Genomic DNA, 15,561 nt, shown 5'->3' on the forward strand with positions numbered 1-15,561 from the left:
GCAGCCCGCTGATGTACGACGAGACGGGCTACGCCGGCCTGTCGGACACCGCGCGGCACTACATCGGCGGCCTGCTGCACCACGCGCCGTCGCTGCTGGCGTTCACCAACCCGACGGTGAACTCCTACAAGCGGCTCGTTCCCGGCTTCGAGGCCCCGATCAACCTGGTGTATAGCCAGCGCAACCGCTCGGCGTGTGTGCGCATCCCGATCACCGGCAGCAACCCGAAGGCCAAGCGGCTGGAGTTCCGTTGCCCCGATTCGTCGGGCAACCCCTACCTGGCGTTCTCGGCGATGCTGATGGCCGGGCTGGACGGCATCAAGAACAAGATCGAGCCGCAGTCGCCGGTCGACAAGGACCTCTACGAGCTGCCGCCCGAGGAGGCCGCGAACATCCCGCAGGCGCCCACTCAGCTGTCCGCGGTGATCGACCGGCTGGAGGCCGACCACGAATACCTCACCGAGGGCGGCGTTTTCACGCCCGACCTGATCGAGACGTGGATCAGCTTCAAACGCGAGAACGAGATCCTGCCGGTGCAGATCCGGCCGCACCCGTACGAATTCGCGCTGTACTACGACGTTTAAACCGGCTAACGCGCTGACCGCAAACGCTACGCATTCGGGGCATTGGTCCGCAGTCGGTCCGCAGTAGTTTCCATCCGCTCCGCGATCACGACACCGATCGCGGTCCGCGTGGACTCATCAGCGTCGGGCCATAGGTGACCGTAGGTGTCGAGCGTGGTGCGCGCGTTGGTGTGGCGCATCCGTGCCTGCACCGTCTTGATGTCGGCGCCCGAGGCGATTAGCGGCGAGGCGAGATAGTGCCGTAAGTCGTGGAAGCTGAACCCCTCGGGCAGTCCGTCGATGCTGTCGCGAGCGTCGGGTATCGCCCGTTCGATGATCCACGGCGCGCAGCGGTCGGTGCCCAGGCCGTTGGTGACCATCATTTCCGATGGGTACGTCTTGACCGACGCCGACAGCAACAACGCTAGGTCCCGCGGAATCGGGATCGCCTGATTACTGCCGATTGTCTTGAGCGGCTTGGCCGGCCACTGCTGCACCGGATGCGACACTGGGCGTTTTCTACTCGTTCCAATCCTCGTCATTGCCTTATACCTGTGACAGCGAATACCGCAGATGCGGGTGGGATCCTCCACCACCCTGGATAACACCGCAAAGTGGACCGAAGCTTCTTGCTGTTTCGGGCCCGCTGGGCTTTCCTACGAGTAGCGTCGTCACCAGCTAAGCGCATCAGCCGAAGGGGTGCAGACAATGAAAGCACCATTCATCGCGGCAGCCATCATGGCGGCTGCAATCAGCGCGGCCCCGCCTGCCAGTGCAGATCAAGTTCCCAATATGACCAACGGTGCGGCGGAGGGACAGGCGTGCGGTACACCTACGGGGAAGTTCATCTTCGGGCGTGACGCAGGCGGTGCCGCTTTGATTTGCGGGGGAACCGGACAACCCAACGTCTGGGTAGCGGCTCGGTACCCGGTGGTTGGCGTTCGACAAATTGGTGACAAGGGGTGCGTGGAGGAGATTCATAGCCGTACTGCTAGTGGGGCGTACGCACAGTCACCCAACGGTGACGCGTTGATATGCGCTTACCCAACTGACACTTGGGTAATACGTCCGAATCCGAGTTAGGTCAGCGACTATCCAACCTACAGAGCCCACCGGCAAGCACGGCAGGGACACCTCGCCCCCGTCTACATCGCCGAATCATACTGCCCACGAAGACAGTTCGCGGCTGCGATGCTCGCATGTGGCGAGAGTCCAAGTGACTACAAGGACAACGAGTTAGCAGAATTCGGATACCGATGCCTCAGTCGGTGGTGTGGACGAGCAGCACGTCGGTCTTCGCCCTGCGCAAGACGTTGCCGGGCACCGAGCCAAGCCACTTGTCGCTGCGCGTGCTTAGTCCCACGTTGCCAACCACCAACAGATCGGCCATAACCTCCTTGGCGAGGCGGAGCAGCGCATGTACCGGATCACCCCGAATCGGTCGCGCCTCGATATCCTTCGCCCCAGCCGCCCTGGCCCGGTCGCGGGCCTCCCGCAGGATCGCATCGATGGCGGCCATCCCGTGCACCTTGTAGTCCCCCTCGCTCCCGAGGGCGACCTCGGCGTCGGGGACACCGGGGCCAAGATTAATCACACGATCCGGCCGGGCTGGTCTTCCCCAGCCTCCCTTGTCTCCCTTGTCCACATAAGACAAGTGCGCCATCGCGATGATCAACTTCGCATTATTTTCCGCGGCGAACGCGGCTGCGTGGTCCACCGCACGCAACGACGTGTCCGAGCCATCAGTGCCGACCACCAGGGTCTGATAGGCGCTCATTTCCCTCCCAGTGTAAAGCCCGACGGCAGCTCAACCTCCCAGACGAAGACGAATCGGTCATAGCCCCGAGCCCGCGCGGCCTTCAGTCGCGCCATGTTTTCAGTAAGCGTTGCAACCTGGGCATTTTTGGTTCCTGCAAACTTGCGCAGGTCGGGGTCTGATAGATTCTCTGCCTATTCCTTTCGCAGTTTTGACCGGTGGACGGTTGCCCGCGCCCCCGGCGGCTTGATCGTGCCTACCTGACCGCGTGGATAACAAAGTCGCCGATCCCTGAGACATCAACGGCTGACTTCCGCGCTAAGAGCCAGCTTCAGATCGGCGGGGAGTTGAGGAAGACATAAAGGGCTGAAATCTTGTCGTCACGGGTAATGATGATGTCGATACCCGTGTATCGCGGCGGTTCGCCTGCGGGTCCAGAACCCCAGTCAACACGTCCGCCGTCCTGTACTGCTATCGGCGCGTTATGTGGGATGTAAACATAGCTGGGATGGCTGGCGCGCAACTCACCGGCGATTCTGTCGAGTGCGTCGTGCCCGTGGTACCGGTCGACAGGCAGGTTGACCACGCAATCTTCGGTATATAGCTCCTCGATAGCGGAGCGTCGGCGTTCGGGGTCGCCTTCACCAAAGACTTCCTGCAGATTACGCAGCAACAGCGTTTCGATGATGTTCGACATAATCATTCCCTTGGTTGGAAGCTGACCGCGCTTAGCAAGACTCCCCAGAGCCTTTGCGGCCTAACTGCATGCTTCGTCAAATCCAGGGTGATCACGCTCGCAGGCCGCACACGCTGCGATCCATTCGGGCAACCACGCGACCGCCTGGCGCATCGCCGAGGCGACCAGTCCCTAACGACACCAGTCCCCGAACGGCCATTCCCGGCCTCGACCATTCCCGTCGCCCACCGGCTGGGTCTTGTAGGCGCCCATGACGTCCATCGCCGACCCATTGACGTTGCGTCTCATACCGCTCACTTTCGCTCTGCGGCGGATCAGCCGGGCCGGCGGCCCAAGATTCCTCGTGACATCCTGACCGGTTGTCCCTCGGCCATCTCGACGACCTCCAGCCAACCCCCCGGAGCGACGTAATGCCGCTCGACATCTTCGCGGTGCATTTGGATGATCAGCACACCCGCGTCGGTGATCTCGTAGCTGTCGAAAGCACCGTAATCTCGCGGCTCACCGTTGCTGAAAACGACCGTGAAAGCCATCAGAAAAGTATTGCACCCAACTCGACGTCTAGCCGTCGAGCGCCAAGTCTTTGCGGAAGCGTTGCATGCCGTCGACCTTGTCGGCCAACGTGGCGTCCGGCCCGGCGTAGAACATCCACGGCATGGTGATGATGCCGGTGATGCCGGCGTCCGCGGCGCGCTGGTAGTCGGCGGTGGTGAAGGCGTCGGTCAGCGGCGTCAGGACGGTGAAATCGTCCATCGAGAGCCCCTTTTCGGCCCGCAGTTCCCGCAGCCGGCCGACCGCCTCGATGGCCCGGTCGGTCTTGATCAGGTCACCGATCCAACCGTCGTTGCGGGCGGCGCGGCGCAGCGCGACGTCGCTGAGCCCGCCGACGTATACCGGTATCGGCGGCGGGCTCGGTTGCATCTCCAGCCGCGGCGCCCGGTAGAAGTCGCCGTCGAACTCGGTCCAGCCCGGCTGCCACAGCGCCCGCATCAGGTCGATGATCTCGTCGCTACGTCTGCCGCGGGCGTCGAACTGCTCGCCCATCAAGGTAAATTCCTCGCGGCACCAGCCGACACCGATGCCCAACTCCACCCGGCCCGACGCCAAAACCGCTGCGGTGCCAATGGCTTTCGCCGCCGAGTAGGGGTTGCGCATGGCGGGGATGTAGACGGTGGTGACGAACCGCAGTCGGGTGGTGACCTGGGCCAGCGCGCCGACGAGGACCCAGGGATCGGGCCAGTCGGTGAAGGGCTGCCAGCGTCGTTGGCCGTCCTTGGTGTACGGGTACGGGGTGTCCAGGGTCTCCAGGTTGACGACGTGGTCTGGGATCCCGATCCCGTCGTAGCCGAGATCGTCGGCCGCCTTGGCGATCTCGACGATCTCCCGGGTGTTCAAAAAGGCGCTGCTGACGTAGAACTTCATTCCGCTTGCCTCGCCCACGCCGGCTCGATGAAGACCCCTTCGGCCTCAACGGTGATCCCCGCGGCATCCGAAATAAAGCCGCGGGCAAAGACTTTGACACCCTCCCTGCGGTCAATCCAGGCCTCGGAACGAAGCGGTCCCAGCGGGGTGCCGCGCAGGTACTTCACGGTGATGGTCCCGGTGAAACGCGGCTTGGACAGCCCCTCGCTGGCCGCCTCGCCCAGCATGTGGTCGAGCACCAGGGCGCTGACCCCGCCGTGTACCAGCTTGGGTGGGCCCTCGTACGCCGACCCGAGGACGAACTCGCTCCAGCACCGGCCGCCGCCGTCGTGGTGGACGACGACCGGCGGGGCGATCGGATTGCACAGGCCGATCGCGGCGTTGCCCAGCGGCAGCGGGCGGCCGTCGACGCGGTAGCTCACCCCGATCGGCCGGGTCCGTTGCCGCAACGCCTGGGTGACGGCCTCGATCGCGGATCGCGCGTCGGCGACGACGCCGTCGTCGGCCTCGGTCCGGATCGTGGCGTCGATGAGTTCCCGGACGGCGTCGGCCAGCGGGGTGTAAAGGGCCGTGACCCGTTCCCCCTCCGCCGCGCTGAGCACCTCGAATATGGCATCCAACGCGCCGGCCTCCTGACTCAACTTCCGAACACCTTGCGCACCACCGCTTTTGCCCGGCGCGTCACCCGCAGATAATTGTCCAGGAACTCGCCGCCGTCGTCGGACGACCAGCCCGCGGCGACCGCGACCGCTTTGAGCTGGCGCCCCGGCCCCGGCAGCTGATCGGTGGGCTTGCCGCGGACCAACACCAGCGCGTTGCGGGCCCGCGTGGCGGTCAGCCAGGCCTGCCGCAGCAGGTCCACGTCATCCGCGGGCACCAGGTCGGCCGCGGCGATGGCGTCCAGGGATTCCAGGGTCGAGGTGGTGTGCAGGGCGGCTACCCGGTGGGCGTGCCGCAGTTGCATGAGCTGCACGGTCCATTCGATGTCGGCCAATCCCCCACGGCCCAGCTTGGTGTGGGTGTTGGGGTCCGCGCCGCGCGGCAACCGCTCGGACTCGACGCGGGCCTTGATGCGGCGGATTTCGCGCACCGCCTCGGCCGACACGCCGTCGGGCGGGTAGCGCGTCCGGTCCGCCATCACCAAAAACCGCTGACCCAGCTCGGCGTCGCCGGCGACCGCGTGCGCGCGCAGCAGGGCCTGGATCTCCCACGGCTGCGCCCACTGGGCGTAATAGGCCTTGTAAGAACTCAACGTGCGGACCAGCGGGCCGTTGCGGCCCTCGGGCCGCAGATTCGCGTCGACTTCCAGCGGCGGGTCGACGCTCGCGGTGCCCAGCAGTGCCCGTATTTGCTCGGCGATCGTCGTCGACCATCGCACCGCCTGTGAGTCGTCGACGCCGGCCGCCGGCTCGCAGACAAACATCACGTCGGCGTCGGACCCGTAGCCCAGCTCGGCGCCGCCCAGCCTGCCCATGCCGATGACCGCGATGGCCGCCGGTGCCCTGCCGTCTTCGGGAAGATTGGCCCGGACCAACGCGTCCAGCGCGGCCTGCAGCACGGCCACCCACACCGACGTGAGCGCCTTGCAGACGTCCGTGACTTCGAGAAAGCCGAGCAGATCGGCGGAACCGATGCGGGCCAGCTCGCGGCGCCGCAGCGTGCGCGCGGCCGCGATCGCCCGCACCGGGTCGGGATGCCGGCTCGCCGAGGCGATCAGCGCCCGGGCCACCGTGGCGTGGTCGGTTTCGAGCAGCTTGGGGCCGGCCGGACCGTCGCCGTAGTCCTGAATCACCCTGGGCGCGCGCATCAGCAGGTCGGGCACGTAGGCGGAGGTCCCCAGCACGTGCATGAGCCGCCTGGCCACCGCGGGCTTGTCGCGCAGCGTGGACAGGTACCAGGTCTCCCCGCTCAGCGCCTCGGACAGGCGTCGGTAGGCCAACAGTCCGCCGTCGGGGTCGGGCGCGTAGGACATCCAGTTCAGCAGCCGGGGCAGCAGCACCGACTGCACCCGGCCGCGCCGCCCGCTCTGGTTGACCAACGCCGACATGTGCTTCAGCGCGGTCTGCGGTCCCTCGTAGCCCAGCGCGGCCAGCTGCCGTTCCGCGCCCTCGGAGGTGATGCCGTGCGAGATCTCCAGACCGGCCGGCCCGATCGACTCCAGCAGCGGCTGATAGAACAGCTTGGCGTGCAGCTCGGACACCCGCACGTTTTGGTGCCTGAGCTCCTCGCGCAGCACCCCGGCCGCATCGTGTCGGCCGTCGGGCCGGATGTGCGCCGCGCGGGCCAACCAGCGCACCGCCTCGTCGTCGTCGACCTCCGGCAACAGGTGGGTGCGTTTGAGCCGCTGCAGCTGCAGCCGGTGCTCGAGCAACCGGAGGAATTCGTAGGAGGCGGTCAGGTTCGCCGTGTCCTCGCGTCCGATGTAACCGCCCCGGCCCAGCGCGTCCAACGCGTCCACCGTGGAGGCCACGTGCAGCGAGTCGTCGCGGCGGCCGTGCACCAGCTGCAGCAGCTGCACCGCGAACTCGACGTCCCGCAATCCGCCGCTGCCGAGTTTGATCTCGCGGGCGCGGACCTCGGCGGGCACCAGCTGCTCCACCCGGCGGCGCATGGCCTGCACCTCGACGACGAAATCCTCACGCTCGCAGGCGACCCAGACCATGGGCATCAACGCGGCCAGGTAGCGCTTGCCGAGTTCGGCGTCGCCGACGGCCGCCCGGGCCTTCAGCAGCGCCTGGAACTCCCACGTCTTCGCCCAGCGCTGGTAGTAGGCGACGTGCGACTCGAGGGTGCGGACCAGCTCACCGCTTCGACCCTCCGGCCGCAGCCCGGCGTCCACCTGGAAGAACGCCGCCGAAGCCACCCGCATCATCTCGCCGGCCACCCGGGCGCTGAGCGCGTCGGCGCGCTCGGCGACGAAGATGACGTCGACGTCGCTGACGTAGTTCAGTTCGCAGGCACCGCATTTGCCCATCGCGATGACCGCCAGCCGCGGGGGTGTGCGGTCGCCGCACACGCTGACCTCGGCCACCCGCAGCGCGGCGGCCATCGCGGCGTCCGCCAGGTCCGACAGCTGGGCGCCCACAACTCTGAATGGGAGGACCGGCTCGTCCTCGACCGTGGCGGCCAGGTCCAGGGCCGCCAACACCAGCAGCTGGTCGCGGTACAAGACGCGCAGGCGTTCCAGCGCCGAGCCCGGGCCGGTCAACGCCTCGTCGACGGCCTCGGTGAACGTCGCGACCAGTTCGTCGTGCGAGGGCAAATGGGCCTTGCCCCGCAACAGTTTCCAGGACTGCGGATTGGCGGCCAGGTGATCCCCCAAGGCCAGCGACGAGCCGAGCACCCCGAACAGCCGCCCACGCAGCCCACGTTCGGTGAGCAGCGCGGCGTTCAGTTCATCCCATCCGCTGTCCGGGTTTTCCCGCAGCCGAACCAGCACCCGCAGCGCGGCGTCGGGGTCGGGCGCGCGCGACAACGACCACAACCGGTCGACGTAGTCCTGATCGTCGCGGTCGTACCAACCCAGCTGTGCCAGACGGTCACCCGCCGGGGGGTCGACCAACCCGAGCCGGCCCACACTGGGCAGCCTGGGGCGTTCCGTCGCGGGTTTGGTCACGACCACGACCGTAGCGCAACCGACCGATCTCTCAGACCGATCGGCACACCGCGTGAGCTACAGCGACAGGTAGGTGCTCAGCTCGTAGGGCGTGACGTGACTGCGGTAATTTGCCCACTCCGCGCGCTTGTTGCGCAGGAAGAAGTCAAACACGTGCTCCCCCAAGGTTTCCGCGACGAGCTCGGAGGCCTCCATGGCGCGAAGCGCGCTGTCGAGGCTGGTGGGCAGCTCGCGGTATCCCATCGTGAGGCGTTCCTCGGGCGTCAGGTCCCACACGTTGTCCTCGGCCTGCGGCCCCAGCACGTAGCCCTTCTCCACCCCACGCAACCCGGCGGCCAGCAGCAGGGCGAAGGCCAGGTACGGGTTGCACGCCGAGTCGGGGCTGCGCACCTCGATCCGCCGCGACGACGTCTTGTGCGGCGTGTACATCGGAACCCGCACCAATGCCGAGCGGTTGGCCGCCCCCCACGAGGCGGCGGTGGGCGCCTCACCGCCCTGCACCAGCCGCTTGTAGGAGTTGACCCATTGGTTGGTGACGGCGCTGATCTCCGAGGCGTGCTCGAGGATCCCGGCGATGAACGACTTGCCCACATCCGAGAGCTGCAGCGGATCGTCGGTGCTGTGGAACGCGTTGACGTCGCCCTCGAACAGGCTCATGTGGGTGTGCATGGCCGAGCCGGGGTGTTCCGCGAAGGGCTTGGGCATGAATGACGCCCGCGCGCCGGTGCCGATCGCGACTTCCTTGATGACGTAGCGGAACGTCATAACGTTGTCGGCCATCGACAGGGCGTCGGCGAAGCGCAGGTCGATCTCCTGCTGGCCGGGCGCGCCCTCGTGGTGGCTGAACTCGACCGAAATGCCCATGAACTCCAGGGCCTCGATGGCATCCCGGCGAAAGTTGGACGCGGAGTCGTGCACCGCCTGGTCGAAATAGCCGGCGTTGTCGACGGGGATGGGCCTCGACCCGTCGTCGGGACCGGGCTTCAGCAGGAAGAACTCGATCTCGGGATGCACGTAGCAGGAAAAGCCGAGGTCGTTGGCCTTCTGCAGCTGGCGCCGCAGCACGTGCCGCGGGTCCGCCCACGACGGCGAGCCGTCCGGCATGGTGATGTCGCAGAACATCCGCGCGGAGTGGTGGTGGCCGGACGGGGTGGCCCAGGGCAGCACCTGGAACGTCGACGGGTCCGGGTTGGCGACGGTGTCGGATTCCGAGACCCGCGCGAAGCCCTCGATCGAGGACCCGTCGAAGCCGATGCCCTCCTCGAAGGCACCTTCGAGTTCGGCCGGGGCGATGGCGACGGATTTCAGGTAGCCGAGCACGTCGGTGAACCAGAGCCGAACGAAGCGGATGTCTCGTTCCTCCAGCGTGCGGAGGACGAATTCCTTCTGTCGATCCATAACTCGAACATTAGGCAACCGCTGTTAATTTTGTGTTACCGACGCCCGCTCAGAACCGTTGCGGACGTCCAACAGCGGCGCTCAGGACCGGCACCGCAGCGACGCGGGCGGCACCGCGCCCGCCACGAAGTAGCGCACCACCGCGGTATCCACGCACTGGTCGCCGTTGAACACCGCGGTGTGCTGGGTGCCGTCGTAGGTGATCAGCGGGGCGCCCAGCTGCCGGGCCAGGTTCACGCCGGCCTGATACGGGGTGGCCGGGTCGTGCGTCGTGGAGACGACGACGGCCTTGCCGGGCGCGACGGGCGGCGCGGTGTGCGGTCTCGAGGTTGCCGGCACCGGCCACAGCGCACACAGGTCGCGGGGCGCATTTCCGGTGAACTGTCCGTAGCTCAAGAACGGGGCAACCTGGCGCATCCGTTGATCGGCGGCGGCCCACGTCGCCGAATCCGTCGGCGTCGGCGCGTCGACACAACGCACGGCGTTGAACGCGTCCTGGTCGTTGCTGTAGTGCCCGCTTTTGTCGCGGCCTTCGTAATCGTCGGCCAGCAACAGCAAGTCACCGGCGTCGGTGCCGCGCTGCAACCCGAGCAGGCCACTGGTCAGGTATTTCCAGTGCTGCGGGGTGTATAGCGCGTTGATGGTGCCGGTGGTCGCGTCGGCGTAGCTCAGCCCGCGCGGATCCGACGTCCGGCCCGGCTTGGCGACCAGCGGGTCGACCAGGGCGTGGTAGCGGTTGACGAACTGAGCCGGGTCGGTACCAAGCGGGCACGCCGCCGAGCGGGCGCAGTCGGTGGCGTAGTCGTTGAAAGCCGTTTGGAATCCGGCCATTTGGTTGATGTTTTCCTGGACTGGGTCCACGGTCGGGTCGATGGCCCCGTCGAGCACCATCGACCGCACGTGGTCGCTGAACCCCTCGAGGTAGGCGGTGCCCAGCTCGGTGCCGTAGCTGTAGCCGAGGTAGTTGATCTGATCGTCGCCCAGCGCCTGGCGGACCGTGTCCATGTCCCGCGCGACGGATGCGGTGCCGGCGTTGGCCAGGAACCCGTTGCCCATCCGGTTGGCGCATTGCTGGGCCAAGTGCTGGTTGAGCTGCTCGATGTGCGCCACGCCGGCCGGGCTGTAGTCGACCATCGGTTCACGCCGGAACGCGTCGAAGTCGGCGTCGCTGCGGCACCGCAACTGCGGCGTCGAGTGGCCCACCCCGCGAGGGTCGAACCCCACCAGGTCGAAGTTGCGGGTGATGTCGCTGTTTTCCAGGTCCGACGCCATGCCGGCGACCATGTCGACCGCGGACGCGCCCGGGCCGCCCGGATTGATCAGCAGCGATCCCGTCCGACGGCCCGTCGCGGGCACCCGGATCACCGCCAGCTTGGCCTGCGCGCCGCCCGGGTTCGCGTAATCGACCGGGACGGACACGGTGGTGCACTGGGCGGTGGGAACGTCGCTGGTGTCGGTCAGGAATTGGCTGCAGCTGCCCCAGTTCTGCGGCCGGGCCGCAGCGGCCGGCGGAGCCGGGGTCGGGGTCTGGCCGGCACCCGGTTCCGGGGTCGCGCCGGCCACCGGCTGTGGCAGCACCGATTGTCCCGCAAGCAAAAGCCCGAACGACAGCAGCGCCGAGCTCAACGATCTCAGGCGCGACATGGCTGTCAATATTTGCAGCCGCGAATACCCGTCGAAGCGCGAAATGGTCACGGCTTGATCTCGCATCGGCGCGTCGCCGAGCGTGTTCTCACGGCGAGAAATCTGCCCGTTTCTCGCGCTGAGTACACGCTCGGCGCTGCCATGCCGTTGAAACACGGGCGATGATCCCGCCGGGCGTGTCCTCCGCCGTAACCCGAAGGACGATCCAACCCAGCTCCGCGACGGCTTCCGCGCGGCGAATGTCCCTATTGAATTGCCTTCGGCTGGTGCGATGTTGGTCACCTTCATACTCGACGGCCAATTTGAGGTCCTCCCAGCCCATATCGAAAACTGCGACCAGCCCGCCATATCCGTCGTAAACCGGGACCTGTGTGCGGGGCGGCGAGAAACCGGCGCGGATCAACAGGAGTCGAAGCCAGGTCTCGCGGGGCGACTCCGCGCCCGGATCGACAAGTGACAGGGCGATGCGGGCACGCCTGATGCCGCGGCGTCCCCCGTGCCGCTCGGCGAGAATCTGGGCGTCGATCGGCTTGAGGTCCGTTGCGCGCGCGAGCGCGTCGATGGCCGCGACGGCCTTGTCGACGGGGTACCGGCAAGCGAGGTCGAGGGCGGTTCGCGCGGGCGTCGTTGTGGGCATGCCAGCGATTAGTTGTATTTCGTCGTCGGCGACGCGATCGGACCATGTGCGAATACCGCGGGGCGGACGGCGATAGTCGTAGAGCAACTCAGCCGATGCGCGATCGTCGATCCATTTGGCGCCGTGCAGCGCAGACGCGGAGCGGCCTGCGACAACGCCGCGCCGACGGGACCACAACCAGGCCGCGCGGGCGCGCTGTCTCGCGGTGAGCTCGGTTCCCGCCGCGACGTACACGTCGGGGTGCATCGACGAGAATCGGCTGCGCAGCGCGTACCGCGTCACCATGCCCGAGGCGACCGCCTCGCTACCGATGAATGGCTCCTCCATGGCAGGAGTGTGCGGGAGAGCTCCGACAAGCGCGCCGAGCGTGTACTCAGCGCGAAAAACGGGCCGGTTTTTCGCGCTGAGTACACGCTCGACGCGACCTCAGAAGAGCCCTAGCACTTGGCGCCGCTCGGCGGCGTGTCGCCGCCGATCAGGTACTCCGTCACGTAGTCATCAATGCAGCTGTCGCCCTGGAAGACCACCGTGTGTTGGGTCCCGTCGAAGGTCAGCAGGGAGCCGCGCAACTCATTCGCCAGATCCACGCCGGCCTTGTAGGGAGTCGCCGGGTCGTGGGTGGTCGACACCACCACCGTCGGCGCCAAGCCGGGCGCCGTGATGGCGTGCGGCTTGCTCGTCGGTGGCACCGGCCAGAACGCGCAGGTGCCCAGCGGGGCGTCGCCCGTGAACTGCCCGTAGCTCATGAACGGGGCGATCTCGCGTGACCGGCGGTCTTCGTCGATGACCTTGGTGCGGTCCGTAATCGGTGGCTGGTCAACGCAATTGATCGCCACCCGCGCGTCGGTGGCATTGGAATAGTGGCCGTGCGGGTCGCGCCGCATGTACATGTCGGCCAATGCCAGCATGGTGTCGCCGCGGTGGTCGACCAATTCGGACAGGCCGTCGCTCAGGTGATGCCACAGCGACGGCGAGTAGAGCGCCATGATGGTGCCCACGATGGCGTCGCCATAGCTCAACCCGCGCGGGTCCTTGGTGGGTATCGGCCTGCCGATCATCTCGTTGTTCGGGTCCACCATCGGGTCGACCAGGCTGTGGTAGACGTCGACGGCCTTGGCCGGGTCGGTGCCCAGCGGGCAGGTCGGCTGCTTGGCGCAGTCGGTGGCGAAGTCGTTGAACGCGTCCTGAAATCCCTTGGCCTGGCGCAGGTCCGCCTCGATCTCGTCGGCATTCGGGTCGACGGCGCCGTCGAGGATCATCGCCCGCACCTTCGTGGGGTAGGCCTCCGCGTAGGCGGAGCCGATCCGGGTGCCGTACGAGTAGCCGAGGTAGGTCAGCTTGTCGTCGCCCAGCGCCGCGCGGATGGCGTCCAGGTCGCGGGCGACGTTGACCGTCCCCACGTTCGCCAGGAAGTCCTTGCCCATCTTGTCGACGCAGCGGCCGACGAACTGCTTGGTCTCGTCCTCCATGTGCGCCACGCCCACCGGGCTGTAGTCGACGTTCGGCTCAGTCCGCAGCCGGTCGTTGTCGGCGTCGGAGTTGCACCAGATGGCCGGCCGCGACGACCCCACCCCGCGGGGGTCGAAGCCGACCAGATCGAAGCGTTCGCGGATGCGCTTGGGCAACGTCTGGACGACGCTCAGGGCGGCGTCGATGCCGGACTCTCCGGGGCCGCCGGGATTGATCACCAGCGAGCCGATCTTGTCGCCCGTCGCCGGAAAGCGAACCATCGCGAGGGCCGCCACGTCGCCGTCGAGGTGGTTGTAGTCGACGGGAACGGCCAGCTTGCCGCACATCGCGCCGCTGGGGATCTTGGCCTTGGGGTTGGACGAGCGACAGGGCGTCCATTCGATCGCCTGGCCCAGCTTGGGCCCCGCCATGACGGCGCGCCCGCCGACAACGCGGACGCAGCCGGCGAGCACCAGCGCCACGGCAGCGATCGCCGTCCAGATCAGCAGCGTGCGCGCGATCTTGTCGCGGCGAGACAACCCCATGCCCACATATGCTGCCAGAGCCAACCTGAGATTCTGATGAGCGGCTCCAGCGGCGAACTACCCGGCGGCCGCGAGCAGTTCTTCCATCGCCACAGCGAAGTCGTCGGCCATCTCCCACAGGTCCGGCAGCAATTCCGGGCACGAGATCAGCCCGACGTCCAACGTGCCGTTCAGCGACATCACGGTGATGTTGAGCCCCGAGCCGTGGAAGATCGGCCCCAGCGGATACATCGCCTTGACCTCAGAGCCCAGGAAGAACAGCGGAACCTGCGGACCGGGGACGTTGGAGACCACCAGGTTGTGCACCGGCATGCTCTCGGTCAACCGGGTCCTGGCATACAGCCGCATCGCGATGCCGAAAACCGCCGGCGCGGCGAACTGCGTCCAGTCCTGCAGCAGGGAGGCCCCGATGGCCGAACTATGTTGCTTGGCAACCGAATTCGCTTCGGCGATAGCCTTGAGGCGCTCGACCGGATCGGCGATCTGGGTATGCAGGTTGGCGAACATGGCCGAAACCTGGTTGCGTCCCGGGCGATCCGACTTTCCGCGCACCGACACCGGCACCGACGCCACCAGCGACGAGTCGGGCAAAGCGTTGCGCTGGACCAGGTACTGGCGCAGCACCCCGGACACCAAGGCCATCACGACGTCGTTGACCTTGACGCCGAAGTGGTTCTTCACCTTCTTGACGTGCTCGAGGTCCAGTTGGGCGTACGCGATGTTGCGGCGACCGGTGATGCTCGCGTTGAAAGCGGTCCGCGGCGCGGCGAACGGACGCGCCATCGCCTGGCCCGCGACGGCCTTGCGCACAGTCGCGACCACCGAGGACATGGTCTGGGGCACCACGTTGGCCAGGCGCAGCGGCCGGCTGGCGAACCGCACCAACCCGCCGGCGGCGATCTGCCAGCCGGTGCCGCCGCCGACGCCGTCCACCGGATCCGGCGCGGGCGCGTCGGCTTCTGTGCCACACAGCTGCGACATCAGATTGGCACCCGTCACCCCGTCCACCCCGCAGTGGTGCACCTTGGTCATCACCGCCAGCCGCCCGTCGCGGTGGCAATCTGTGTCCGCCACCCCTTCGATCACCCACATCTCCCACAGCGGCCGGCCCCGGTCCAGTGGCAGCGACGCGATGTGCCCGCAGATTTCCGACAACTCGCTGCGGCCGCCCGGCGGCGGCAGCCCTATGCGGTGCAGGTGGCGGTCGACGTCGAAGCTTTCGTCGTCCACCCACACCGGGTGATCGAGGTTCAGCGGGCTGTCGACGAGCTTCTCGCGGAACTGCGGCATCGCCTTCAGACGCAGCGACAGCGCCTCGCGCAGACCGGCGAAGGTGTAGCCGCCCGGCATCGTCGACGTGTCCACATCGATGATCGAGCAAACGTGCATGGGCTGCGAGGGTGTCTCTAGGTACAGGAAACTGGCGTCGAGCCCACTGAGCCGCTGCATGCGCAGAATGGTATGTCTCACACCGCGCGGGCGGTGCAACCGCACACGAGAGATGGCAGAATATCTGGAGTCAGCGAACCCGGGGACCTGAATGGCCACGAGGATCGATCCGACCACTACCAGGGACAATGATGTCTGAGCAGCAAGTTTACGGTGCAAGCCCGTCTGCGCCGACCAAGCCGCCAACGCGAATCCGCACCCACCACCTGCAGAAAATGAAGGCCGAAGGCCACAAATGGGCCATGCTCACGGCCTACGACTATTCGACCGCCCGGATTTTCGACGACGCCGGCATCCCGGTGCTGCTGGTCGGTGACTCGGCCGCCAACGTCGTGTACGGCTACGACACCACGGTGCCTGTCTCGATCGACGAACTCATCCCGCT

The 15,561-nt window shown here is 66.9% G+C and carries 13 protein-coding genes and 1 pseudogene; 2 read left to right on the top strand and 12 right to left on the bottom strand.

The genetic code is table 11. The annotated features are described in order from the left end of the window. Positions 1–584: pseudogene (locus JWP83_RS03210) on the top strand (type I glutamate--ammonia ligase); the annotation flags it as partial. Positions 585–610: 26 nt separating this feature from the next. Here JWP83_RS03210 and JWP83_RS03215 read toward each other — a convergent pair. The 12 genes from JWP83_RS03215 to JWP83_RS03270 all read right to left on the bottom strand — a co-directional run bounded on the left by JWP83_RS03215 (position 611) and on the right by JWP83_RS03270 (position 15,176). Beyond that, positions 611–1,072 carry a tyrosine-type recombinase/integrase gene (locus JWP83_RS03215; RefSeq protein ID WP_297725723.1) on the bottom strand — a complete coding sequence of 154 codons (462 nt, stop codon included), beginning with the start codon at positions 1,070–1,072 and terminating at the stop codon, positions 611–613. Positions 1,073–1,824: 752 nt separating this feature from the next. Further along, positions 1,825–2,340, bottom strand: a complete 516-nt coding sequence (locus JWP83_RS03220; RefSeq protein WP_297725725.1) for a universal stress protein — start codon at positions 2,338–2,340, stop codon at positions 1,825–1,827. Between the two features lie 310 nt (positions 2,341–2,650). Then, the gene (locus JWP83_RS03225; protein ID WP_297725727.1) at positions 2,651–3,016 is read right to left on the bottom strand and encodes a nuclear transport factor 2 family protein; all 366 of its coding nucleotides are present in this window, start codon (positions 3,014–3,016) and stop codon (positions 2,651–2,653) included. A gap of 314 nt (positions 3,017–3,330) precedes the next feature. Continuing rightward, complete coding sequence (locus JWP83_RS03230) at positions 3,331–3,549, bottom strand: hypothetical protein (protein ID WP_297725728.1); 219 nt, start codon at positions 3,547–3,549, stop codon at positions 3,331–3,333. 28 nt (positions 3,550–3,577) lie between these two features. Further along, a complete protein-coding gene (locus JWP83_RS03235; protein ID WP_297725738.1) occupies positions 3,578–4,438 on the bottom strand; it encodes a TIGR03619 family F420-dependent LLM class oxidoreductase in 861 nt (286 codons plus the stop codon). Then, entirely contained in the window at positions 4,435–5,079 is a 645-nt protein-coding gene (locus JWP83_RS03240; protein WP_297725729.1) for a PaaI family thioesterase, read from the bottom strand. The genes JWP83_RS03235 and JWP83_RS03240 overlap by 4 nt, the downstream gene beginning before the upstream one ends. Beyond that, entirely contained in the window at positions 5,076–8,060 is a 2,985-nt protein-coding gene (locus JWP83_RS03245) for a bifunctional [glutamine synthetase] adenylyltransferase/[glutamine synthetase]-adenylyl-L-tyrosine phosphorylase (RefSeq protein ID WP_297725730.1), read from the bottom strand. Before JWP83_RS03245 ends, JWP83_RS03240 begins: the two co-directional genes overlap by 4 nt. A 51-nt stretch (positions 8,061–8,111) precedes the next feature. After that, positions 8,112–9,452, bottom strand: a complete 1,341-nt coding sequence (glnA, locus tag JWP83_RS03250; protein WP_297725731.1) for a type I glutamate--ammonia ligase — start codon at positions 9,450–9,452, stop codon at positions 8,112–8,114. 81 nt (positions 9,453–9,533) lie between these two features. After that, a complete protein-coding gene (locus JWP83_RS03255) occupies positions 9,534–11,105 on the bottom strand; it encodes an alpha/beta hydrolase (RefSeq protein WP_297725740.1) in 1,572 nt (523 codons plus the stop codon). Between the two features lie 79 nt (positions 11,106–11,184). Beyond that, the gene (locus tag JWP83_RS03260; RefSeq protein ID WP_297725732.1) at positions 11,185–12,060 is read right to left on the bottom strand and encodes a hypothetical protein; all 876 of its coding nucleotides are present in this window, start codon (positions 12,058–12,060) and stop codon (positions 11,185–11,187) included. Between the two features lie 110 nt (positions 12,061–12,170). Beyond that, entirely contained in the window at positions 12,171–13,733 is a 1,563-nt protein-coding gene (locus tag JWP83_RS03265; RefSeq protein WP_297725742.1) for an alpha/beta hydrolase, read from the bottom strand. 51 nt (positions 13,734–13,784) lie between these two features. Further along, entirely contained in the window at positions 13,785–15,176 is a 1,392-nt protein-coding gene (locus JWP83_RS03270; RefSeq protein WP_297725734.1) for a wax ester/triacylglycerol synthase family O-acyltransferase, read from the bottom strand. A 131-nt stretch (positions 15,177–15,307) separates the two neighbouring features. On the opposite strand from JWP83_RS03270, the gene JWP83_RS03275 reads away from it, so the two are divergent. Next, positions 15,308–15,561, top strand: a 254-nt coding sequence (locus JWP83_RS03275) for a 3-methyl-2-oxobutanoate hydroxymethyltransferase (RefSeq protein ID WP_297725736.1), incomplete at its 3' end; no start/stop codon positions are given.

It is taken from the genome of Mycobacterium sp., assembly GCF_025965855.1.
Classification (GTDB): domain Bacteria; phylum Actinomycetota; class Actinomycetes; order Mycobacteriales; family Mycobacteriaceae; genus Mycobacterium.